The organism is Burkholderia sp. Bp9015, from assembly GCF_003853505.1.
Lineage (GTDB): Bacteria > Pseudomonadota > Gammaproteobacteria > Burkholderiales > Burkholderiaceae > Burkholderia.
Genome location: NZ_QTPZ01000024.1, coordinates 1 through 22669 on the forward strand (window position 1 = coordinate 1; position 22669 = coordinate 22669).

Sequence of the window (22669 nt, forward strand, 5' to 3'; positions counted from 1 at the left end):
TCTCCATACCGCACGCGTTTGAAGATGGCGCCGGTCCGCGCCCATTTTTGGGAGAATTCTTCCAGTGTGTCTTCGACTGACTCCGCTTCGTCGTCGGTGAGCGCGCCGCGAATGCGGGTCATGAAGGAGTGCGTGACGGCATCGGTAGCGAAATAGACGTCGGCGGGGTTCGCGATACTCTCGGCAAACTGCTGGGCGTGACTGTGCCGAAAATTGTCGAGAACGGACAAGGTGCCGCAGATTTCATAGGTGGATGACATGGAATTTCTCCCTAGGCGAATCCAAGCCTGTTGGGGTACGAGCAGACGCGTATATCAAGACGCGATATCGTCGCGTCTTCGGTAGCGTACGTTCATCACACTAGTACTCAAAATCGCACATGTCAACAATAGATCCGAATACGAGTAACTTTTCGATTCGCCTCAGGCAGGAGCGGCGGCGTTTGCACATGAACCAGGAGGATTTCGCTAACGTCGGTGGTGTTCGAAAGCAGGCCCAGTCCAATTACGAGAATGGCTTGAGATTCCCGGACGCAGGCTATCTGGTCCGGATCGCGGAGGCAGGCGCCGATGTTCAGTATCTGCTGACTGGCCGGACGTCTACGCCGGCCACGCTCGTGCTGACCCACGATGAGGAACGTCTTCTGGCTGGGTTCCGCGATCTGAAGGCGCGGGAAAGATATGGTGTGCTCGCGCTCATCGAGGCGATTGGCAAGTTTCCTCAGCAATAGCCTTCCCAAGCGGGCCGTCCCTCAACGCGCGTCGTCCGATAGACCGGGCGCGCCGCGCGAATGATCCGATTGATATCGGGTTTTCCGCTGGCAGACAGAGTTCGCCGGGTCCAGTCATCGCACCGGTATTGGCCCCGGCAAGGCGGACGGCGGGTTGGGCGCCGCGAAGTACCGCATGCGTTTGATACGGGCACGTCGATGACCGGCTGATGATTGCTCCAGTACACCATCAGCCCGAACACCAAGGCCGCATAGACCACAACCGCCCCCATTGCCAGAAACACCGTCTGACGCACACCCCGCCGCGTCGATGCGGCAGTTTGCCGGGCGGCGGCGTCTACTTTCTTCGTTGCCGCATCGACGGTTGCCTCGAAGCGCTGTCGTGCCTGTTCTAGCTTCGCGGCATGCTCGGCCGCGCTGCGTATCAGCAACCCGTCTTTTCCGGTCAGGCACCGGGCCACGTCCTGCACGATGCCGTTCGCGCCCTTGTCGACGAGCTTGGTAAGTTGCCGGACCGAGAGTTCGGCCAAGACTTTGCGATACTCGGCAGTCGATGCACGTTCGATGTCCAGTATGGTCTCCCGCAAACTCAGAACTGCTTTGGACTGCGCTTCGATTACCGATTGAGCCTGATTGCTGACCACGCGCGCACTGTTGCCGATCTTGCGTAGGGCGAGATCCGATGCTTCTTCGATTGCCTTCGCAGTGTCCTCAGCTTGTGCCTTCAGCTCGTCCAGGGTCATTTGCGTGATCGCGAACGGGACCCACGACGGATCATCGAACGTCAGTCCGTAGGCAATCGCCATCTCGTGAATGCGTTCGCGATCCGTATGGTCGAGCCGCGAGAGCAGCCGGTCGAATGCCGCGCTGCTCATCAGGGACTCCCTGCCAGTCCGAGATACTGGGCGGCTTGATCGAGTTGGGCGTCCACCGCCTGCATCCAGCGATGCAAGCGCGAGCGTTGGGGCGTCGTCAGCCTGGTATCCTCGCGTGCGTCGGAAAACGTCAGCAGCTGCTCGTCGATTGCGACAAGCACACCAGCCTGGAGCTTCGGCAACGCGATCTCAATGCCGCCGTATTCGGGCAGCATTGTGTAGCCTGGACTCGGCGGGCTGTTGCCATGGCCGTACCACATGAAGAAGTCTTCGCGATCGCCAAACCATTGATTGACCGCCACGACATAGTCTGCCTGTTTCCCGGCCAGTTCGATCATCTCGCGCACCGTGCGGGTACTGGCGCTGAAAGGCGACAGGACATTGACGAGCGTCGGCCGATAGCCGGCCCGCACGAGTTCCGAAAAAAATCCCGTCTCGGCGTCGAACTGTTTCAGTTGCGTGAGCGACGCGGCCGGCATGTCGGCGAGGATTAGCGGCCGACCGAGATCGACCGCTGCGAGCAACTGATCGCGCTCCCGTTCTGGACCTGTGAAGCGGATCGGTACGACGCCGTCGGGCATCTGATCGGCGACCGGCTCACCGTGCACGTCGAGCTTCGCGTAGAACTGGAACAGGTTGCCGATCTCGCCGTCGCCATCGATCATCAACGCGTCGCGTTGTTCGCGTCGGAACCGGTCCGCCAACGCCCGCGCTTTCAGACTTTTACCGGTCCCGCCCTTGTCGCCGCAGACCATCACGAATCGTTTCATCGCTGATTTCATCGTTGGCCCCGCTTCGTGGCGCCCTGAGTCAATGCCGAACCCAGCGGCGTGATTGCCCGGCCGCGTGGCACGTCCGTCTTTGCTTCCGATGCTGCAATCGGTTGATCAGCGACCGGCCACAGGCCGGCTTGACTAGCGCCGGCTGCCACTGCAGCTTGCGGCACCGGTGGCGCCGCGGTCATGCGGCGTTTGTGGGGCCGTTTCGCACGCGGGCGCTTGGCATCCGGTTGCGCATTGATCAGTGCTTGTCGTAGCGCCGTCTGGATCGTGCTGGGCGACACGTCAATGCCGGCGACGTCCTTGAAGAACGCCACAAGGTCGCGGATGCGCCAGCCCGATTCCAGCGCTGCACGCAGCGTATCGGCGCGCCGGAGGATTTCGTGCGCCAGCGGTGGAGCGGTGCCGGGCGGCGTACGTTCCTGCATCCCTTCCAGCGCTGCGTCGAGCCTGGCCCACTGATCGGGCGAGGGGCGTTGCCGTTTTGTGGTCATCGTGCCGTCCTGTCGGAATCGATCCCGTTCGGGCATGTCTTCACCGTACACACGCAACGGCACGGCAGCTGTAACAGGATCGACCACCTCGCGTTACAACAGCGCACTGATGGGCGCGCGTTTGTTCGCCGTTGCCCAAACCCGAAATCTGCGCTTACTGTTTTATGGTCCACACAGCCCGGTTGGCGCGGCACACTGGTCTTGCGTCGGGGCTGCGTTGCTCGCTGCGCCGCCCGTGACGGCGCGGTGTGCAGCGTGTGCAAATCGATCACGCCAGGATGCTCGGCGAGCGTGCGGCATTCGTTCCGATACGTTTGGCGTTCACGAGGACGCGCATCAATCGCGGGGGCAGGGTGAGGGTTGTGCAACCGCGCGGCATGCGCGCCGTTGCCCACCGCCAGGCCGCCACTCGCTGTTGCTCGTTATGCCTGACTACCCCCTGCTCAGGGCGCTGCCCCGAGACCCCGAACCCCGCGCGCCGCCCACGCGTGCTCACGCCGAAGGAGGCGCTCACATGACCCACGGCACCGAAAACAGGCAGCGCACGATTGTCGTCGGCGTGCGCGTGACGGGGGACGAACACGTCGCCCTCCTGCAAAAGGCGAATGATTGCGGCCTCACGCTGGCGGCGTATTTCCGCGCCTGTGCATTCGGCCGGAAAACGAGAAACGTCGCCACCAGCCGCGTGCTCGATGCGCTGACGGTTCTGGGCAACGAACAGCGCCGCATCGGCGGCTTGATCAAGCATTTGCGGGGCGAGGAATATCTGTCGGCCCATGAACGCGCCACGTTGATAGGGCAGATCGAAACCGCGCAGCGCGCTGTGATCGACGCGATTCGGCGCGTCGACCATGCTGGCTAAGATTCCACCGAAGCGCGGCGACGCACGCAGCAGCTTCCGCTCGCTGATCGAGTACGTGACGCGGACCGACGAGGGGCAAACCTCCGACATCGAGACGTTCACGAACTGTCTGTCGCTGGAGACGGCCCATGCGGAGATGCATGCAGTCGCGGATCGGAGCGCCCGCGTGCGGGATCCGGTACTCCACTTCGTGATCTCGTGGCGCGAGGGGGAGCAGCCGAATGCGGCTCAGGTGCGTGAAGCGGGCCGCACGGCGCTCGAGGTGCTGGGCATGCCGCCCGACGCGCATCAGTACGTGTTCGCCGTCCATCGCGACACCGATAACGTGCATCTGCATGTCGTCGCGAATCGCGTGAATCTGGACACCGGACGTGCCGTGCATCCCGGCCTGAGCTACCTGAAACTGGATCGCTGCATGCGTGAACTGGAACTGCGCCAGGACTGGCAGCATGATCGCGGACCGTACGTCATCGTTGATCATGGTGACCAGCACGTCGTCGAGCGCGATCGTACGCATCGAAAGGAGCGGCCCTTGCAACCGGCACGGGCACGCGATTTGGAGGTGTTCAGTGGTATGGAAAGCCTCGCCACGTACGTGAGCGGGGCGCCGAAGCAGGAGGTGCTGGCGGCGCTCAAGAAGCCTGGTGTGACGTGGCAGGACGTGCATGAGGCACTGGCGCGACACGGATTGGAGCTACGCATCAAGGGGCAGGGGCTGGTGTTTGCCGCGAAAGGGCGCGACGACCTAACGCCGGTGAAGGCGAGCAGCGTGCACGAACACCTGGGCCGCGGCAAGTTGGAAAAGCGCCTTGGACCGTGGGTCGAACCGATCCGCGTGATCCGGGTCTCAAGCGCTGAGCGACAGTATCTGGAACGGGAGATCGATGGTGCGCGCGCCGTACGCCGCGAAGCACGGGCCCGCATGCGGGCCGACCTGCGCGCAAGCTATGAGCTCGACCGCACGAAACAGCAACGCGACTTCGACACGGCGCGGCAACAGATGCGCACTCGGCACCGTAACGACCATCGCGCATTGCTGGATCGGCATCGACAGGTGCGCGAGCGAATCCGCAGCAGCGGCATGCGCTCGGTCGAACGCAAGGCGGCGTATTCCGTATCGGCCTTCGAGCGTGCGCGTGAACTCGAGATTCTGCGCGAGCAACAAGAAGGGGAGCGGGTGGCGCTGCCGCGACCGCAAACCTATCGTGAATGGGTAGAGATGCGGGTAAGGGAAGGTGATGAAGCGGCGATTGCGCAACTACGAGGCTGGGCCTATGCGGCGCGACGCCGGCGCAAGCAACTAGTGGAACCCGAGCGCCGTAACCGGATCACCGGGCTATTCGGAGACGACCGCGATCCGCTGCCGCCGAAGCGGGTGCAGGTCATGGAGCACTGGACGTGGCGCGTCGACACCGCGAGCGGCAACGTCGACTATCTGCACGAGGGCGCGCGGCAGTTTACCGACGAAGGCTGGGGCGTCGTGTTTGCGTCCGATGCTGCGCAGTGGGACGCGATGCTGACAGGATTGTTGCTCGCGCGTCAGAAGTTCGGCTCGGCCATCGACGTGAGCGGCAGCGAGGATTTCCGGGAGCGGACTGTCATGCTGGTCGTTGCCTATCGGCTCAACGTAACGTTTGGCGACGAGGCGCTGGAGGTGGGGAGGAAGCAACTCATGCAAGCGCGGGAGCAACGTGAGCACGCGCGGGAAGCGCAGAGAACGTTTCCTGTTCCTCCACAGCGAGCGGGCGATCGGTTACAGGAGCCACAGCCGGTGCCGAATCCGGAGCAGTCATCCGATGGACTGGAGCGCTAGGGACGTACGGTCTTGATTTTATGGAGATCGAAGCATAGGTTGTGGTCATGAACCCGATTCCTGATTCTCTCGATCTGTATCGACGCGGCCCCGGCCGCGACGCAGATGTATTGCCGGCATATGCCATTCGCTTGGGCTGCGAGGGATTCCGTTCGCAGCTCGATCGCGTCTCACATGAGAATCGGTCGGTGTCGGTTGGGGTGCTCGGCTCGTTCTTGATACTTGCGACGTTCACGTTGGTGTTCAGCGTTGAAGCGCAGCGCGTTCCGATGCTGGCCTGCTTCGCCGGTATGGTCGCTTGGGTGGCGATCTTCTACGGCCTGTGCGGATGGACGCAGTGGAACAGGATTCGCTCTGCCAGCTTGCTGCGAGTCGGCCGCATCAACGCGTGGCTTGCGATGCTGAGTCTATGCGTGCGGTTGGGATGGCGCACGATCGCGCAACGCATCCGCATGACACTCGGCATGTTACCTGTTGTCCTGAATCGTCTTAGGGCCTGCCTTCGCATGCGGCTGGGCTTGATCGATCTCAACCTCACAGCATTCCGCATTGTTCCGCCGAAGACCCCGCACGCCTGAGCGTGGCGCAGATTGCTTTGCCTCTTGCTGCGCGCGCGGCGTGCTTCCCTGATGAACTCGAAGAGGCTGCCTATGTTTCGGAGGCAGTCTGATGGCTCGGAAGACTTCTGTGCCGTGGCCAACCGGGCCGCTAGTCCCCGGTTATCTGCTGCGTTTCACTGATCTGCGACTCTACGTTCGCCTGTCACGGCAAACTGTTCTGGCGTTGGAGCAAGCGGGGCGTTTTCCGCGCGCCGTGCGGTTCGGGCCACGCTGCACGCTCTGGCGCTCAGATGACGTGATCGAGTGGCTGGTTGCCCCTGAGCGTTACCGTGTGCGGCCTCCAGAGGATCTTCATGAGCCGTGAGCTCGAATCTGCAGACGTTCACGCAACAATCCCTGCGAGACGGCGCGACGCCGCTATCAGATCGGTGTAGGGAGCGTTATCGAGCTGCTCAATGCTCAGTCGGCACTTGCCAAAGGAAAGAGGCAGCGTATTCAGGCGCTGACTGATTGACGATCAGAGAGGCTTCAACTTGCCTCGAAACTGCGGTGGCTTGGGATGTGGAGCGTGCAGTCCTTGTGACGAGAGCTTTGAGGTGGGTTGGCGAGGACGGGGCCTTACCCGTCAAAACTAGGGCGCGGCATTGAAGTCAGGTTTGCCGCCCGCTGAGTTCGTTGTAGAGGCGCGACACCGTGACATGCGATTTTATCGCATGCAATAAATCATACTGGCGCACAAGAATCAATTTTAAATGTCAATTTTAGGGATTGACGTTTGGTGTGGTCATGGAAATGGATCGATGGTTTTCGCAAAAAAGTTCGCGACTAACGGAGTGTTTTTTAAGGAAGGTGGTCAATAGGCTGCGTGTCTTGATTTTATTGAAAAATAAAGGGATTGGTCGATGTGACTCGGTGCTCTCGGGTTTCTGGGAGCATTGGTCGAGTCAATTTTATAATGTCGTTTTGTGTGTTGGATTTTGGTTTGTAAAATGTTTCAAATTGTCAATTTGGTGTGGTCGATTGCGATGCTGAAATTTGCGGTGTTGAGCTGGCAGGACATGTGCATTGCTGCAGAAAAATAGTTGGGCAGTCAATCGATCAAGTGCCTTTGCAATCCCTGACAATGCGCGGGCGAATATTTCGATAGATTTCGGCGTGAGAGACCAACCATTACGCCGCTAACAAGTGAAGAAACGAGAAACTTCGGCCGCGTTGATTTCGGCGTTGGCGAGCGTTTCTGCGCTAGCCCAAGGCGTTCCGCCATCCGAAACTACGTCCGGCCCACAAATCCAGCGTTTGCAGCAACAGCAACTTGAGGCCACCAAGGAGCTGAATCCACGCCCCAATGTGCTGACACCCACCGGAGAAAAATCTTCGGCGCCCAGCGTCACGAGCCTGCCGCTCGATAACCCGTGTTTTCCGATCAAGGAAATCGCGCTGGAAGACAATACATTTGGCTGGCTCGCGCGTTTCCTTCAACCGGTCGTGGGCCAGTGCGTCGGCAAGACCGCACTCAAGCAGATCCAGGATGCAGCCAATAATGCGCTGATCGAGCGCGGTTACGTGACGTCTCGCGTGCTCGTGCCGACGCAATCGTTGCAATCGGGCACGTTGACGCTACGCGTTGTGCCGGGACGCATCAGCGAGGTCCGAGCCGACAAGCCCACGATTGGCTGGTTGCGCGCAGCACTACCCACTTCGGGCGGAGTGCTGTTGAACCAGCGCGACATCGATCAAGGTTTGGAGAATCTGCGTCGTCTTCAATCCCAGTCCGATGCCACGTTCGACATCGCGCCGGGCCTGAATCCGGGAGACTCCGAACTCGTCTTTCACCCTGGAACCGGCAAGCGCTGGCATGCCGTTATCGGGACGGACAACGCGGGCCTCGATTCGACGGGCAAGTACGAACTGTCTGGCTCGTTCACGTTCGACTCGCTGTTTCACCTCTACGACCAGCTGCAAATTGCCGGCACGACGAACGCCAACTTTGGCGCATCCGACAAGGGCAACCAGTCGGTGTCTGCCAACTACAGCGTGCCGATTGGCTATGCGATGCTGACGTTGAACGCGAGCCGCTCTCGCTATAAGCAGACGGTGGCCGGTTTCGATGCGCCGATCGAATACAGCGGCGTGCAGTCGCAGCTTCAGGCTGGCCTGTCGGGTGTGATCTATCGGAACGCTCACGCGCGTACGGAGCTTCACGGCAACTTGTTCCACAAAATCAGTCGCAACTCGCTGGATGGTGTCGATCTCCCCGTGCAGCATCGCGACATCATCGGCTACGAGCTCGGCATCGCACATCGCCAGTACATCGGCGATGTTGTCCTCGACGGCTCGTTCGCCTGGCGCGCATCGCTGCCGGGGCTGTCCAGTAATTCGGGCACGGTGGTCGGCACCCCCGACTTCGACGGCAAGACACAGGTTGAGTTGGCAAGCCTCAGCGCCCAGGTCCCTTTCAAGATCGGCAGTCAGACGTTCTCGTACCAGTTCGGCTGGAACATGCAGAACGCACGTACGCCCCTGACCCCTTCCGACTATTTCACGATCGGCACGCGTTACGCCGTGCGCGGCTTCGATCAGCAACTGACGCTGGCTGCAGAGAGCGGCTGGGTCGTTTCCAACGAACTTGACTGGTATGTGCCGACGCCTGTTGGCACGCAGGCGCTTTATGCCGGCGTCGATGCCGGGCGCGTGCGAGGGCCGGCCGCACAGTACCTGCTCGGCGAAACGCTGGTCGGTGCCGTTGTCGGTGTGCGCGGCAATCTCGCACCGAAGAACGTGCTCGGTGCCGCACTGAACTACGACGTGTCGCTTGGCTTCCCGTTGTCGAAGCCGCAGGGCTTCAAGACGAGTTCGCCGACGTTGCTGTTCCAGGTCAGCACATTGTTCTAAGCAGTAGGGGCGCGCCGAGCGGAACGACATGTTGCGACTCGGTGTTTTTTGTCGATCGAGAAAGAGAAGAAGGAAAGACTATGCAGAACGCGTATGAGAAGCGTCGTGTTTTTCAAGCCGTAGCGGCAACGTTTGCGGTGGCGGCAGCGCTTGGCCTGAGCGCATGTGGCGGTGGTGACGATGGTGGCAGCGGTAGCAGTGCCGCATCGAGTGGCGCGTCGTCGAACGCAGCACCGTCGGGCAGCGCGTCGTCTTCGTCGGGGATTCGTGTGGAAGGGCAATCGCAATCGATCTCGAGCCAGGTTTCGACGGTTCGTGTTCTGATGCCGCCCGCGTCGTGGAACGGCGGGCAGATGCCGAACGGGAATTACACGCTGGCGGCCCTTTCTCAGCCTGTATCGACGCTCAAGGAGCAGGCGCCGGGTGCGTATATCGCGATTCCTTATGGTTCGTCGGGCACGATCAAGACGCTGACGAAAGGCGTCGTGACGGACCTCGCTGGAAATGGCGACATCGCGATCGGCCGCTGGGCGGACGGCACCGATTCGTCGGGCGCTACGTATAACGCGAATCAAGGCCAGGTCTGGGCGGTCGGCGTACCGGTTGCAATTGATGCGACCTCGCCTGTGCAGATGCAATGTTCGCTCGCCTTTGCTACACGTCCGACGTCCGCGGATGGCAACACGGCACCGGGTTCGCTTGCTGGCGCCACGGCGACGCTGACAACCGGTACGAACACGTTCGGCAATACAGCCATCAATTACACGTTGAATCTGCAGTACTCGATCGGCAACGACCAGAACCAGTCGTTCGTCGGAACTTCCTCGGTCGGCCTCACCGAACTCAGCTCCAAAACGAAGTCGACGCTGATGAGCACGGTCATGGGTTCGGATGCGAAGCAACCGTACCTGATCGTGTCGTACGGCATCCCGGCAACGACGACGGGCAACATCAACGGCTTGGTGGCACTGAGCTGCAAGTAACGTGAGTGGGGCCGGTCGTTTGCGCGATGTGCGCAATGCCGGCCTGACATGCATTCAAGAATAGAACGATCATGAATTCCGGAATCTTTCGCTTGGTGTTCAGTGCCGTGCGCGGCATGCTGGTGGCAGTTGACGAAAACGCGTCGGCGCATGGGGGCGGTGAGCGCTCTCGTGCACGGCGTGCCGTTCGTCCGGCAGCCGAGGATTCCGGAATCTCGATCTGGTTTGCGGCCCGTGCGACTGTCTTTGCTGCGCTCTGTACATTCGGCATGCAGCCGCTCGTTGCGGAAGCGCAGGCCACGCTGCCGATCACGCCTGATCGTAGCGGTCCGACCCATCCGATCGTGGGCGTGTCGGCATCAGGCGTGCCGCTCGTCAATATCACCGCGCCGAAAAACGGCGTCTCGCTGAACAACTTCACGCAGTACAACGTCGGGACGAAGGGCGCGGTGCTGGTCAACAGCGGCCAGAATTCACAGACGCAGCTCGCCGGCTGGGTGCAAGGTAACCCGTTCTTGGGTAACAGCTCGGCGCGTGTGATCGTCAACCAGGTCACGTCGGGCAATCCCAGTCAACTGCTCGGACCGACCGAGATCGCAGGCAATCGCGCGAATCTCGTGATCGCGAACCCGGCAGGCATCACCTGTGCGGGTTGCGGTTTTCTGAATGTGCCGCGTGTCACGCTGACGACCGGCGTGCCGACGTTCAATCCGGACGGCACGTTGGCAGGTTTCAACGTGACGCAGGGGCAGATCGGCATCGCCGGTGCAGGGCTCGATGCGCATGGCAGTGCGATCGACCTGATCGCGCGCGCGATGACGATCAACGGTCAGGTGTGGGCGGATTCGATCAACGCAGTGGCGGGAGCGAACCGGGTCGACTATGCGAGCAGCACTGCGCAGGCACAGACCGGTACCGGCGCAGCGCCGGGCGTCGCGATCGACGTGCAAGCGTTGGGTAGCATGTTTGCCAATAGTGTCCGGATGATCGGGACCGAGGCTGGGGTGGGCGTGCGAGAAGCGGGTTCCGTCACGTCACTGACCGGTGATATTCAAGTCTCGAACAACGGCGATGTGACGATTGCGCCGACCGCGCGTCTGCAATCGGCCGCGAACACCCGGATCGATGGCGCCAACGTCGCCCAGCAAGGCACGATTGTCAGTACGCAGACCACCGATCTGAACGCGTCGCAGGCATTGTCGAACGCCGGAACGATTTCGTCGGGCGGCAACACGAACCTCATTGCGGCAACCTCGCTCGACAACAGCGGGCAGGCATACGCGGGGGCAGATTCCGCAGGTAATCTCGTCGGCGGTGGCTCCGTCACGGCACGCGCTGCGAATCTGATGAGCAGCGGCACGTTCGCAGCGGGCGATAACGTCAATCTGTTCGCAAACGACGTCACGCTCGACCACGGGACCGTGAATGCGGCCAGCGCAATCAATGTCACGACGAACGGCGCGCTGTCGAACGTCGCCGGCACGATGAGCGGTCAGAACGTGACGCTGAATGCGGGGCAACTGGTCAACGACTCGGGCGTCATCAGTTCGCAGAACCTGGCGAATGTGGCCGCGCAATCGGTATCGAACCGGTCCGGCACGTTGGCGGCCGATGCGCTGTCGCTGAACTCGTCCGGTGCGCTCGACAATACCGAAGGGCACATCACGGCGCGCACGGCGCAGATCGCTGCAACCGACCTGACGAACGTGGCCGGTGAGATCGGCACGTCGACGGGCGCGTTCGCACTGACGGCGACCGGGAACGTCGCGAACGATAACGGGAAGATTGCAGGCGGCAATGGTCTAACGCTGACGGCGAATACGGTTTCCAATGCACAGGGACAGATCGGTTCCGTATCAGGCAATACCTCGCTCGACGTCACGCAATCGCTGAACAACGCAAACGGCAAGCTTGCGTCTGGTAACGACCTGACCATCCACACGGCCCGTCTCGACAACTCGGCCGGATCGATCAGCGCACACGCCGCACAGATCACCGCGACCGATGTCGTGAATGCGGGCGGCAAGATCGGCACCACTGACGCACTGACCGTGACGGCGACGGGCGACGTTTCGAATCAGTCGGGCTCCATGGTCGGCGGCAATGGCCTGTCGGTGACGGCAAACAGCATTGGCAACGCGGCGGGTACGATCGGATCGGCCACCGGCGACACGACGCTGCGTGCGACGCAGTCCCTGACGAACACTGGCGGTACGGTGAGTTCGGCCAATGCGCTCGTCGTTGCAAGCGATACGATCGACAACTCGAACGGCAGTATGACGGCCGTGCGCGGTGCGCAAATCCAGACGGGGGATCTCGCCAATGCGGGCGGCCAGGTCGGATCAACGTCGGATGCATTGTCGCTGACTGCCACGCGCACGCTGTCGAACGATAGCGGCAAGCTGGTGGGGGCGACCGGGTTGTCCGCAACCGCTGGCACGCTGAGCAACCGTGCAGGCCAGATCGGTACGTCCACCGGCGACATGGCGCTGACCGTCTCTCAGGCACTCGACAATACCCAGGGCAAGATTACCGCAGCTGGCGCGCTGAATACGCAGGCCGGTACGTTCGACAATTCGCAAGGCACGGTGTCGGCGGATGCGGCGAAGCTCACTGTAGCAGGCGCATTGACGAATGCAGGCGGCACGATCGCGGCGACACACGACACGACCGTGACGGCGCAGACCGTGTCGAACCACGGTGGCACCATCGGTTCGGTTTCCGGCGCGTTGGCGGTGACGACATCTGGCACGACGGACAACGCTGGCGGCAAGCTGCTGGCATCAGGCGACACGACCCTGTCCAATGCTGGACTGCTGAACTCGGGCGGCACGATCACGGGGGCGAACGTCACGCTCGCGTCCGGACAGGGGGCGATCGACAACACGCTCGGTAAAGTGGCGGCAAGCCAATCACTGACGAGTCGGTCGGGAGCATTCGATAACCGGTCGGGCTTGGTGCAGGCAACGGGAGCGGTTGACATCGATACGCACGGCCAGACGTTCGACAACGGCGTACTGGCAGGGCAGTCCACGGGTGGTCAGGTTCTCGGCAATGGCGTCACGCTGGCAACCGGAGCGCTGAACAACGCAGGTGGTGCCATCTCGTCGAGCGGTGCGGCGACCGTCAATGCCGCATCCGTGACCAACGACGCGGGTTCGCTCGTGGCGGACGGTGCATTGACAGTACGAAGCGCCGGTACGGTGTCGAACGTGGCAGGCCAGATTGGCGGCAACCGGGACGTAACGGTGTCCGGTACGACGGTCGACAACACGCGCGGGGCGATGCACGCGAGCGGCGCGCTGTTGGTGACGGGCGATACGATTCGCAACGCGCAGACCGCCAATTCGACGCTGCCAACGACGGCAGGTGTGCCGGGGCTGACGGCAGGGATGGAGGGCGCAAGCGTTACGCTGAACGCCAACCAGGCGATCGACAATACGTCCGGCTCGATTCGCGCGGACAAGGATGCGAAGCTCACAGCACCGACGATCGACAACACGTCGGGGAGCATCCAGTCGAAAGGCACGGCAACGTTGATGGCATCGAATACGCTGATCAACAGCCAGGGCGACATCAACGGCGGCCAGCGACTGACGGTCTCGACCGGGACGCTCAACAATGACGGCAAGCTCCAATCGGCGGGCGACGTCAACGTAACGACGCAAGGCAATCTGACCAACAGTGGGCAGATCGTCGCTGGTCATGATCTGACGACCACGGTCGGCGGCGCGCTCGACAACAGCGGCACACTGTCGGCCGGTAATGTCGCCAATGTGAACGCCAATGCGATCCAGAACCGTGCGACCGGCGAGATTTTCGGAGGCACTGCCACCAACATTCATGCGAACCAGTCGATTACGAACGAAGGACTGATCGATGGTGGTACCACGACGGTGACAGCCGGGGACACCATCACGAATGCCGGTGGCCGGATCTACGGCGATACCGTCGCGGTGGGTGCGAACGCGGTTGTCAACGACCGGAATGCCCAAGGCGTAGGTGGCGTGATCGCATCGCGCGGCGACCTCGACATTGGCGCGCAGACACTCAAGAACCAGAACAATGCACTGATCTATGCGAGCAACGACATTCGAGTCGGCGGCGCGCTGGACGCGAATCATCTGGCAACCGGCAGCGCCCAGCTCGTGACGAACAACGGCGCGCAGATCGATGCCGGCCGTGACATTACGATCGGCGCGAACCGGTTCGAGAACCTGAATTCGAACTTCCAGACCTCGACCGTCACGACCGACAGCGGCAATCAGTTGTGGTACCAAGTACCGGGTTCGACTGAAAAAATCGATCCGTCGACCGTTTACCTGTACCAGAAGAACAGTCAGGAAATTCATCCAGGCACGGACTACCAGTGGGCGCTGGACGACGACCAGAAGTTCATTCTGCTGCCGTCAACCAAATATCCGTTCGCCGAGTACGCGAAGTACACGATGAACGGGGTCGCGGGCAAGATCGATAACACCGCGTATCCCGCAAGCAACTTTGGTGCGGACGGCGCAGCCGCACAAAGCGGTGCGTATCGGACCGTCCCGGCTGACATTTGGGCAACGATCGGCGTAGCGCCGCCGCCGGACGCGAATCCGGCGTGGATGACGTCGGGGCCATTCGCCATGACTGCGGGTGCTGGACTGGTTAACGGCAGACGCGGCGTCGGCAGCGATTGGTTCGCCATCAAGCCGCCCACGGAAGCCGATGTGACTGGTCAGAAGCCGCCAGTCTTCGGGCCGCAGAGCCCATCATGCCTGGACTCGACCAGTGCGGCTTGTGCGCCGTTCCAACAGTGGTACAAGGCGACCGTTGCGGCCTATCAGAACCTGAACCAGGCGCTGGTCGGCTATAACGCGGACGTGTCGAACCGCCTTGTGCAGACCTATACCGTCTACACGGTCGATGTGAAATCGACCAAGGACGTGGTAACGGCTTCGCAACCCGGCACGATCACCGCTGGCCGACATATCACGATCAACACGCCCTCCGGCGTCAACGACAAGAGCCAGATCGTGGCCGGCGACGGCAACAATCCGATGAACGTGCAGAACATCGGTGCGATCGGTACTGAAACGTTCACCGGCTCGGGCAAGGCGATCTATACCTGGGTCCAGTCCGCCGGCGCCTTCCATGGCGACGAACGCGCGACCTCGACGACGAACTACTCGCCGGCCATTCCGTCACAAACGATCGATCTGCCGGTAGTGCTGACCGATCCGAGCAAACCGTCCAATCCGATCAAGAGCGTGGCCGCGGCGACGTCCGCTGCGCAGGGCGCAAGCGGTACGGGCGTGACACCGGTGGCGGGCAAGGATGTTGCCGGGCAAGTGCTGATCGGCGCGGGCGTGTCGGGTGTCGGTGTGGGGGACGTATCGGCCGTGAAGGCCAATGTGGGTGATGTCGTCGTGCGCACGGCGACGCCGAACACGCGTTTGCCCAACAACGCGCTGTATCAGGTCACGAGCGACCCGGGCAGGCACTTCCTGATCGAGACGGACCCGCGCTTTACCGATTATCGGAAGTGGTTGTCGAGCGACACGATGCTGGATGCGCTCAAGGTCGACCCCAATACGGTTCTCAAGCGCATCGGCGACGGCTTCTACGAGCAGCAACTGATTCAGCAACAGATCATTCAGACGACCGGCCAGCGGTTCGTCGGCGACTATACGAACAACCAGAGCGAATACGAAGCGCTGATGGCGAGTGGCGTGAAGGCGTCGCAGCAGTTCGGGCTGAACGTTGGCACGGCACTGACCGATGCGCAAATGGCCGCGCTGACAAGCGACATAGTCTGGCTCGTGAATCAGACGGTGACATTGCCGAATGGCAGCCAAGAGATGGTGCTTGTGCCGCAGGTGTATCTGCACGCGAACGCGGCGGACGTGACTGGTGAAGGCACGATCATCTCCGGCAAGAACGTTACGGTCGATGCCAACGGCACGTACAAGAACTCGGGCACGATCGCCAGCCGCAACGTGACGATCATCCATGCAGATTCGATCGAGAATCGCGGTACGGTTTCGGGTGGAACTGTGCTCGCGAGTGCGAACCAGGACCTCAATAATCTTGGCGGGTTGATTCAAGGCAATACCGTAGCGCTGTCAGCCGGCCGCGACCTCAACCTGACAAGCACGACCAGTTCGGCGAAGGCTGCGAATGGCAGTGCGACCGGCATCGATCGTGTATCGACGGTCAATGCGGGTACGCTTCAAGCCGTTGCCGGTCGGGACGTGAACGCCAATGCGGCCGTTATTGCGACGACCGGCGATGTAGTGCTGGCCGCGAACAACGACGTCAATCTGAACGCGGTTCGTCAGAGCAGCCAGGACGCGGTCAAGTGGGACGACCGCAACCACGCGGAACACTCGGCGTCGAGCGATACGGGCACGCAGATCGCGACGGGCGGCAACCTGGCGATTGTGGCCGGCCATGACGTGAATGCAACGGCTGCGTACGCCAACGCGCAGGGCGCAATTGGCGTCAGCGCCGGCCATGACGTTAACCTGAAGGCCGGTGAACAGAGCGCGAGCGCGAACGACGAGCACTATCACAAAGAAAACGGCTTCCTGTCGTCGAAATCGACACACACGATCGATTCGAGCAGCTACACCAATGCGGTCGGCACGACGTTGTCGGGCAGCACGGTTGCGGTGCAGGCCGGCAACGACCTGACGGCGAAGGCCGCGACGATCGCAGGGACCAACGACGTGAGCCTTTCTGCTGGCCACGATCTGACAGTCACGACAGCGGACACAGCCTCGAGCGAATATCACTACAAGGACGTGAAGAAGTCCGGCCTCGGCAGCGCGGGCGCCGGAATCTCGTATGGCACAAACCAGACGATCGATACCAGCCGCGATACGGTGAAGGGGTCGCAGGGCAGCCTGATCGGCAGCACGGACGGTAGCGTGTCGATGGTGGCTGGCAACAAGCTCCATGTGACAGGTTCCGACATCGTTGCCGGCAAGGATGTGACCGGCATCGCGAAGGAAGTGACGATCGATGCGTCGCAGACGGATCGTCATCACGAAGAAACCCATGAGGTAAAAAGTTCGGGTTTCACGCTGGCCGTGAAGTCGCCGGTGATCGATGCGATCCAGAACGTGAATCAGCAGGCGCAGGGCGCGGGCGGCAGTCAGGATGGCAGGGCGGCAGCGCTGCACGCGATTGCGGCGGCGGGCGGCATGGTCGATCTGGTCGGTGCAACGGGCAGCATGACGAATGCGCTGAATGATCCCAAGGGCAAGGTCGAGGCGAAGGTCGAATTGAGTTTCGGCTCGTCGTCCAGCAAGTCGACGTTCACCGAGAACAGCACGCAGAACAACGGCAGCAGCGTGAAGGCCGGCGGTACGGCTGCGTTCGTCGCGACGGGTGACAAGAGCGCCGGACAGGGCAACGTGACGATCCAGGGATCGGACGTGACCGCGAAGGATGTGCTGCTGCAGGCGACGAACAAGGTCAATCTGGTCAACAGCACGGACACGGATAGCACGCGCAGCACGAACGAGTCGAAGAGCGCGAGCGTGGGCGTGTCGTATGGCACGGGCGGGTTCGGCGTATCGGCGTCAATGTCGCGCGCACACGGCGATGCAAACTCGGATGCGGCGACGCAGAACAACACGCACGTCAACGCGAGTAACACGGCAACGATCATCAGCGGCGGCGACACCAATATCATCGGCGCGAACGTCAATGCGAACAAGGTGATCGCGGATGTTGGCGGCAATCTGAATCTCGCGTCGGTGCAGGATACGAGCCATAGCGAGGCCCACCAAAGCAGTTCGGGCGGTGGGTTCAGCGTCAGCCAGGGCGGCGGCAGCGCGAGTTTCAGCGCGCAGAACGGTCATGCGAGCGGCAACTACGCGGGCGTGAACGAGCAATCGGGCATCCAGGCTGGAAGCGGTGGATTCGTCGTCACGGTTAAGGGCAATACGGATCTGAAGGGTGCGTACATCGCGAGTACGGCGACGCCAGACAAGAACCAGCTCACGACGGGCACGCTGTCGTTCTCGGACGTTCAGAACAGTTCGAGCTACAACGCGAGCAGCTTCGGGATCGGTGCTGGTGGCGGCGTCGGTGATGGTGGCAACAACTACGCCACGCATGGCCAGACGAGCGGCAAGAATACGGGCGGTGGCCAGCCGCTCTACGTGAGCGAGAGCGACAGCAGTAACGCAACCACGAAGAGTGCAATCAGTGCCGGCAACATCACGATCACGGACAAGGCGAGCCAGAAGCAGGATGTGGCGACGCTGAACCGGGATACGACCGATCTGAACGGCACGGTCAGCAAGACGCCGGATCTGCAGCAGGTCCTGAGCAACCAGTCGGATCTCATCAACGCGGCGCAAGCGGCGTCGGAGACGATCGCGAAGCAGATTGGTAGCTACGCCGATAGGAAGCGGGACGAGGCACAGACGAAGGCGAATAACGCGACCGATCCGACGCTCAAGGCACAGTATCAGCAGGAAGCCGACAGTTGGGCTGAGGGCGGTGACAACCGTGTTGCGCTGCATATCGCTGGAGGGGCGCTGACCGGCGGGTTGACCGGTGGTGGCTTGGGTGCGGCTGGTGGGGCGGCAGGTGCGGGCGTGTCGGCGAAGCTCGCACCGCAACTGAATGAAATCGCGCAGTCGATCAAGGATGCCGGGCCGACCGGCAACGCGAACGCCGACGAGTTACTGGGTAACGTGGCGTCGAATCTGCTGGCAGGCGGAGCTGGCGCGCTGGTCGGCGGCGGGACGGGAGCGCTGACTTCAACTACCGTGGATCGCTTCAATCGGCAATTGCATCCGGACGAAAAGAAGGCCATCCACGACAAGGCGAATGGCGATAAGGCACTTGAGAAGCGTTTGACCCGTGCGGCCTGCTTTATAGATCAGTGTTGGGCGGAGTTTCCGCCTAACAGTGCAGCCTTTAATGCAAACTTCGTTTCGCTTGTTGAGGCGGAGAATCTGAAATCGGAAATAGGATGGGTGAAGGGGCAGCAAGATAAAGGGCTGTTCGTGTATACGGATGGTCAGCAATATTTTGATAATGTTAAGGCGAATCTTATTGCCCCTGGAAAGGATGCCATTAAGGTGGTGACGGGCGGTATCGCGACGACTACCGGTCTCGGTATATGTGGCGTTGGTGGGCCGGCGTGTATCGTTGGAGGGCCAATGACTGCCATGGGAGCCAGCGACTTTACTGAGGGCGCTTCTGGGTTGTACAACTTTTATATGGGTCGTGGGGCCGCTGGATATAACCCTTTGAGAGAGACTTTCTCTTCCATTTCTCCTAAATGGGGTGGGACGGCGTATGACGTCGTGAATTTTGGTGTAAGCGTCGGTGGTCTCTTTGCGCCTCGCACACTTAATGTTGGACTTGCCGACGGGCTTGGTCGCCCACAGTCGATGTTTGGTGTTACGGTTCCTGCATACAACAACGTTAAATTGCTTCCGCTCACAAAAATGCCATTGCCAGGGGTAAATCAACCATTGATGCTGTTTGGGGTTGGGTCAAGAGGTGTTGCGGTTTACAATGATGTATCGAAGGAAACCAAGCCGAGTCGTCCATGACTAAAAACGCTTACGAGGGAATTTTCCGATTCCTGGCAATTGCATTTATTTCTTTTGGGACGGGTGTATTCTGGGCATTTCTGGTGTCGGAGCTGATTCGACATGCATTTGATTTGAATGAAGATAAGACGTTGATATATTTCGGTGGGCCATTTTTGTTGATTTATTTTTTTTGGTGTTGGCGCTTACTGTCTCGAATTTTTTCGCGGGCTGGGGGGCTGTAAGAAACTATCGCGAAGCAGATCGGCACTTATGCGGACAAGAGGCAGGCGGAAGCGCAAAAAAATGTGAATAATACGACCGATCCGGCGCTCAAGGCGCAGTATTTGCGGGAGGCCAAGGACTGGGCCGAAGGTGGCGACAATCGCGTTGCGCTGCATATCGTGGCCGGTGCGCTGACGGCGGGATTGACGGCGGGCGGGCTCGGATCGGCTGGCGACGCGGCGGGAGCCGGCCTGTCGGCTAAGCTCGCCGAGGATGCCCGATCGAGCAAGGATGCCGGGCCGACCGGCAACGCGAACGTCGACGAGGATTCTGAGCCGTGGCGTCGGGTGCCTTGTGAGATTTGCTGGTGGCGGGAGATAAACGAGAAAGCTAGATATTTTCCTCGTGCCTGGTTACCCCGACCAGGTACTTTCGCATGCCGACTCTGGGCGGCATGCATTTTTTATTTGTAGGTGTTGATGCGTCTGCTGTGCGGCTCAATGGGGTGACACGCGACCATATTCGGGATCACGAAAGCGACCGTGACGGGAGGGGGCGCAAGGATATGCTGCTAGCAGGCGATGTTATTGGTTCAAAAAATAATGGCACCAAAAATGCACAAGGTTGTAGTTGGAATTTTACTGGTGCTGTCGGCTACGTCGACGTTTGCCGAGTATCGAGAGGCTTGGGTGAGTCCGGGCGAGCTGAAGAATCTGGAGGCGGAACAGAAGCGCACGCTGGGCAAGACGCCAGCTAAAACACAAGAGAAGGCGAGTGTGGCTTCGTTGTCTCGTCGCGATCAACAAGGTCGCGTACCGGGGCAACGCTCGTCAGATCCGATCGCTGCTTTTGCGCACGGCGACGGACGAGCGAGCTTACCTCGAAAATCACAAGCAACTTCGCCCCCGCCTTATAAGGCGAAGGTCGTTCGTCGGAAAGTGAAAGCGGACGTTGGCACTGGCCGCCGAATGAAGGCAGTTACTCGGTCAATGGTGTAACGGTACTCGTTTGGGCATATGCGCACGCGACTGAAAACACATTCGCAGGTTCTTGAAAAGGGAGAGAGTCAAATGCAAAGATCCAAATGTTTTGCTTCGGTAGTGGCGGCTGCCGCTGTTCTTGGGTTGAGCGGTTGCGCGACCGAGTCGTCGCGTACGCTCGACGTGCCACCCGTCAGCAGCGCGCAGAAGCCATATGCCGGCAAGCCGGTCGCGATTGCAGTCGGCAAGTTCGATAACCGTTCGAGCTATATGCGCGGCATCTTCTCCGACGGTATCGACCGACTCGGCGGCCAGGCAAAGACGATCCTCGTCACGCGACTTCAGCAGAGCCGGCGCTTCAACGTGCTTGATCGCGAGAACCTCGACGAGATCAAGCAGGAGGCCGGGTTCATGAAGAAGGCGCAGGCTGTGAAGGGCGCGAACTACGTGGTGACGGGCGACGTGACGGAGTTCGGCCGCAAGGACGTCGGCGATCAGCAGTTGTTCGGCATCCTCGGCCACGGCAAGACGCAGGTCGCCTATGCGAAGGTCAACCTCAACATCGTCGATACGACGACGTCGGAGGTTATCGCATCGAGCCAGGGTGCGGGCGAATACAGTCTGTCGAACCGCGAGATCATTGGCTTCGGCGGTACCGCGAGCTATGACTCGACGCTGAACGGCAAGGTGCTCGACCTCGCGATTCAGGAAGCAGTCAATCACCTTGTTGAACAGGTCGACGCAGGCTCGCTCAAGACGGCGCAGTAAGCGCCGCGAAGTTCATTGATTCAAACGTCAAAATAAGGAAGAACTATGAAACGGGGTATTGGGCTGTCGGTGATTGCGACCGCCTTGCTGCTTGCTGGTTGCGCGGCGCCGACCACGCCGCCGCTTTATCAGTGGAACGGTTATCAGCCGCAGGTGTATGAATACTTCAAGGGCAAGACGTCGCCACAAGAGCAGATTGACGCACTTGAGAAGGCACTCCAGGAGATTCGCGCGAAGGGCAACAAGCCGCCGCCGGGATTTCACGCACATCTCGGGATGCTATATGCCAGCGTTGGTAACGGGCAGCAGGCCGCGCAGGAGTTCCAGGCTGAAAAGGATTTGTTCCCGGAATCAGCCGCCTACATGGATTTCCTGATGAAGAAGCCCGCGCAACAAAAAACTGCCAAACAGTAACGTACCCGCCATGTTCAAAACACTTTCATTCAAGCTGCTGTCCGTGCTGTCGATCGCCGTGCTGTTGAGTGCGTGCGCACAGTCGGTCACGCGCCCCGACTATACGGCTTTCAAGAAGAGCCAGCCGCGCTCGATTCTCGTGCTGCCGCCAGTGAACGAGACCAACGATGTCACTGCGACCTACGGAATTCTGTCGCAGATGACACAGCCGCTCGCCGAGGCCGGATACTACGTCGTGCCGGTTGCAGTGATGGACGAGACCTTCAAACAGAACGGCCTGACGAATGCGGCCGAAATCCAAGGAACGTCGCCTACGAAATTGCGCGAGATCTTTGGGGCGGATGCTGTCTTGTATTCCAAAGTGACGCAATATGGCTCGGTTTATCAGATCATCGACAGTACAACAATAGTTGCAGCGACCGCGAAACTCGTAGATTTGAAGACAGGCGACGTGCTTTGGCAGGGCGAAGGTCGGGCGACTGGCAAGGAGATCGGCAATAACGTCAACGTGGGCGCATTCGGGATTGTTGGTGTGCTGGTGCAGGCGGCAGTCAAGCAGGTCGCGCATTCGCTTTCTGACGAAGGCCATGACGTTGCTGCGCTGACGAGCAACCGCTTGCTGTCGGCCGGGCCTCCGAAGGGATTGCTGTATGGTCCGAGATCGTCGAAGTTCGGAACAGATTGACCTTGCTTTGTTCGGTGCGGGCGCAACAGCACACGGAGTCGTTGTAGCAGATTGAAGGTAGCGT

At 60.6% G+C, this 22669-nt stretch carries 16 protein-coding genes and 1 pseudogene; 13 read left to right on the forward strand and 4 right to left on the reverse strand.

What is annotated here, in order from left to right; all coding sequences use genetic code 11:
* Nucleotides 1-260, reverse strand: a pseudogene (locus tag DIE12_RS23790) (hypothetical protein); the annotation flags it as partial.
* Nucleotides 261-379: 119 nt separating this feature from the next.
* Between DIE12_RS23790 and DIE12_RS23795 the strand changes: the two are divergent.
* Nucleotides 380-730, forward strand: coding sequence for a helix-turn-helix domain-containing protein (locus DIE12_RS23795; protein ID WP_124522321.1), 351 nt, complete (start codon nt 380-382; stop codon nt 728-730).
* On the opposite strand, the gene DIE12_RS23800 is transcribed toward DIE12_RS23795, so the two are convergent.
* Genes DIE12_RS23800 through DIE12_RS23810 form a run of 3 tightly spaced genes read right to left on the reverse strand, consistent with a single transcriptional unit; the run spans nt 721 to nt 2878 of the window.
* Entirely contained in the window at nt 721-1605 is an 885-nt protein-coding gene (locus tag DIE12_RS23800; protein ID WP_124522319.1) for a hypothetical protein, read from the reverse strand. The two genes, DIE12_RS23795 and DIE12_RS23800, sit on opposite strands and share 10 nt — an antisense overlap.
* Nucleotides 1605-2375, reverse strand: a complete 771-nt coding sequence (locus DIE12_RS23805; protein WP_124522317.1) for a cobalamin biosynthesis protein CobQ — start codon at nt 2373-2375, stop codon at nt 1605-1607. The genes DIE12_RS23800 and DIE12_RS23805 overlap by 1 nt, the downstream gene beginning before the upstream one ends.
* A gap of 8 nt (nt 2376-2383) precedes the next feature.
* Nucleotides 2384-2878, reverse strand: a complete 495-nt coding sequence (locus DIE12_RS23810) for a hypothetical protein (protein ID WP_124522315.1) — start codon at nt 2876-2878, stop codon at nt 2384-2386.
* Between the two features lie 514 nt (nt 2879-3392).
* Here DIE12_RS23810 and DIE12_RS23815 point away from each other — a divergent pair.
* From DIE12_RS23815 to DIE12_RS23870, 12 genes are all read left to right on the forward strand, one after another.
* Nucleotides 3393-3740, forward strand: coding sequence for a plasmid mobilization protein (locus DIE12_RS23815; RefSeq protein WP_124522313.1), 348 nt, complete (start codon nt 3393-3395; stop codon nt 3738-3740).
* Nucleotides 3730-5553: a TraI/MobA(P) family conjugative relaxase gene (gene traI, locus DIE12_RS23820; protein ID WP_124522311.1), complete on the forward strand. Its 1824-nt coding sequence runs from the start codon at nt 3730-3732 to the stop codon at nt 5551-5553. The genes DIE12_RS23815 and traI overlap by 11 nt, the downstream gene beginning before the upstream one ends.
* Nucleotides 5554-5600: 47 nt before the next feature.
* Complete coding sequence (locus tag DIE12_RS23825) at nt 5601-6131, forward strand: hypothetical protein (RefSeq protein WP_124522309.1); 531 nt, start codon at nt 5601-5603, stop codon at nt 6129-6131.
* A 91-nt stretch (nt 6132-6222) separates the two neighbouring features.
* Nucleotides 6223-6477 (forward strand): AlpA family transcriptional regulator, encoded by a 255-nt coding sequence (locus DIE12_RS39100; RefSeq protein ID WP_124522307.1) that lies wholly within the window; start codon nt 6223-6225, stop codon nt 6475-6477.
* A gap of 821 nt (nt 6478-7298) precedes the next feature.
* Nucleotides 7299-9005 carry a ShlB/FhaC/HecB family hemolysin secretion/activation protein gene (locus tag DIE12_RS23835; protein ID WP_185640999.1) on the forward strand — a complete coding sequence of 569 codons (1707 nt, stop codon included), beginning with the start codon at nt 7299-7301 and terminating at the stop codon, nt 9003-9005.
* 80 nt (nt 9006-9085) lie between these two features.
* Entirely contained in the window at nt 9086-9988 is a 903-nt protein-coding gene (locus DIE12_RS23840) for a hypothetical protein (RefSeq protein ID WP_124522305.1), read from the forward strand.
* Between the two features lie 71 nt (nt 9989-10059).
* A complete protein-coding gene (locus DIE12_RS23845; protein WP_124522303.1) occupies nt 10060-19554 on the forward strand; it encodes a hemagglutinin repeat-containing protein in 9495 nt (3164 codons plus the stop codon).
* A gap of 287 nt (nt 19555-19841) precedes the next feature.
* Complete coding sequence (locus DIE12_RS38180) at nt 19842-20231, forward strand: hypothetical protein (protein WP_185640998.1); 390 nt, start codon at nt 19842-19844, stop codon at nt 20229-20231.
* Nucleotides 20232-20339: 108 nt separating this feature from the next.
* A complete protein-coding gene (locus DIE12_RS23855; RefSeq protein WP_124522301.1) occupies nt 20340-20756 on the forward strand; it encodes a hypothetical protein in 417 nt (138 codons plus the stop codon).
* A 72-nt stretch (nt 20757-20828) separates the two neighbouring features.
* Nucleotides 20829-21506 (forward strand): CsgG/HfaB family protein, encoded by a 678-nt coding sequence (locus DIE12_RS23860; protein ID WP_124522299.1) that lies wholly within the window; start codon nt 20829-20831, stop codon nt 21504-21506.
* Between the two features lie 45 nt (nt 21507-21551).
* The gene (locus DIE12_RS23865) at nt 21552-21920 is read left to right on the forward strand and encodes a DUF4810 domain-containing protein (RefSeq protein ID WP_124522297.1); all 369 of its coding nucleotides are present in this window, start codon (nt 21552-21554) and stop codon (nt 21918-21920) included.
* Nucleotides 21921-21930: 10 nt separating this feature from the next.
* Complete coding sequence (locus DIE12_RS23870; protein ID WP_124522295.1) at nt 21931-22605, forward strand: DUF799 domain-containing protein; 675 nt, start codon at nt 21931-21933, stop codon at nt 22603-22605.
* Nucleotides 22606-22669: the final 64 nt, after the last annotated feature.

Excerpts from the sequence above, each read along its gene's own strand:
- DIE12_RS23795 (WP_124522321.1), top strand. The coding sequence starts at position 380 with ATGTCAACAATAGATCCGAATACGAGTAACTTTTCGATTCGCCTCAGG.
- DIE12_RS23800 (WP_124522319.1), bottom strand. The coding sequence starts at position 1,605 with ATGAGCAGCGCGGCATTCGACCGGCTGCTCTCGCGGCTCGACCATACG.
- DIE12_RS23805 (WP_124522317.1), bottom strand. The coding sequence starts at position 2,375 with ATGAAACGATTCGTGATGGTCTGCGGCGACAAGGGCGGGACCGGTAAA.
- DIE12_RS23810 (WP_124522315.1), bottom strand. The coding sequence starts at position 2,878 with ATGACCACAAAACGGCAACGCCCCTCGCCCGATCAGTGGGCCAGGCTC.
- DIE12_RS23815 (WP_124522313.1), top strand. The coding sequence starts at position 3,393 with ATGACCCACGGCACCGAAAACAGGCAGCGCACGATTGTCGTCGGCGTG.
- traI (WP_124522311.1), top strand. The coding sequence starts at position 3,730 with ATGCTGGCTAAGATTCCACCGAAGCGCGGCGACGCACGCAGCAGCTTC.
- DIE12_RS23825 (WP_124522309.1), top strand. The coding sequence starts at position 5,601 with ATGAACCCGATTCCTGATTCTCTCGATCTGTATCGACGCGGCCCCGGC.
- DIE12_RS39100 (WP_124522307.1), top strand. The coding sequence starts at position 6,223 with ATGGCTCGGAAGACTTCTGTGCCGTGGCCAACCGGGCCGCTAGTCCCC.
- DIE12_RS23840 (WP_124522305.1), top strand. The coding sequence starts at position 9,086 with ATGCAGAACGCGTATGAGAAGCGTCGTGTTTTTCAAGCCGTAGCGGCA.
- DIE12_RS23845 (WP_124522303.1), top strand. The coding sequence starts at position 10,060 with ATGAATTCCGGAATCTTTCGCTTGGTGTTCAGTGCCGTGCGCGGCATG.
- DIE12_RS23855 (WP_124522301.1), top strand. The coding sequence starts at position 20,340 with ATGTTATTGGTTCAAAAAATAATGGCACCAAAAATGCACAAGGTTGTA.
- DIE12_RS23860 (WP_124522299.1), top strand. The coding sequence starts at position 20,829 with ATGCAAAGATCCAAATGTTTTGCTTCGGTAGTGGCGGCTGCCGCTGTT.
- DIE12_RS23865 (WP_124522297.1), top strand. The coding sequence starts at position 21,552 with ATGAAACGGGGTATTGGGCTGTCGGTGATTGCGACCGCCTTGCTGCTT.
- DIE12_RS23870 (WP_124522295.1), top strand. The coding sequence starts at position 21,931 with ATGTTCAAAACACTTTCATTCAAGCTGCTGTCCGTGCTGTCGATCGCC.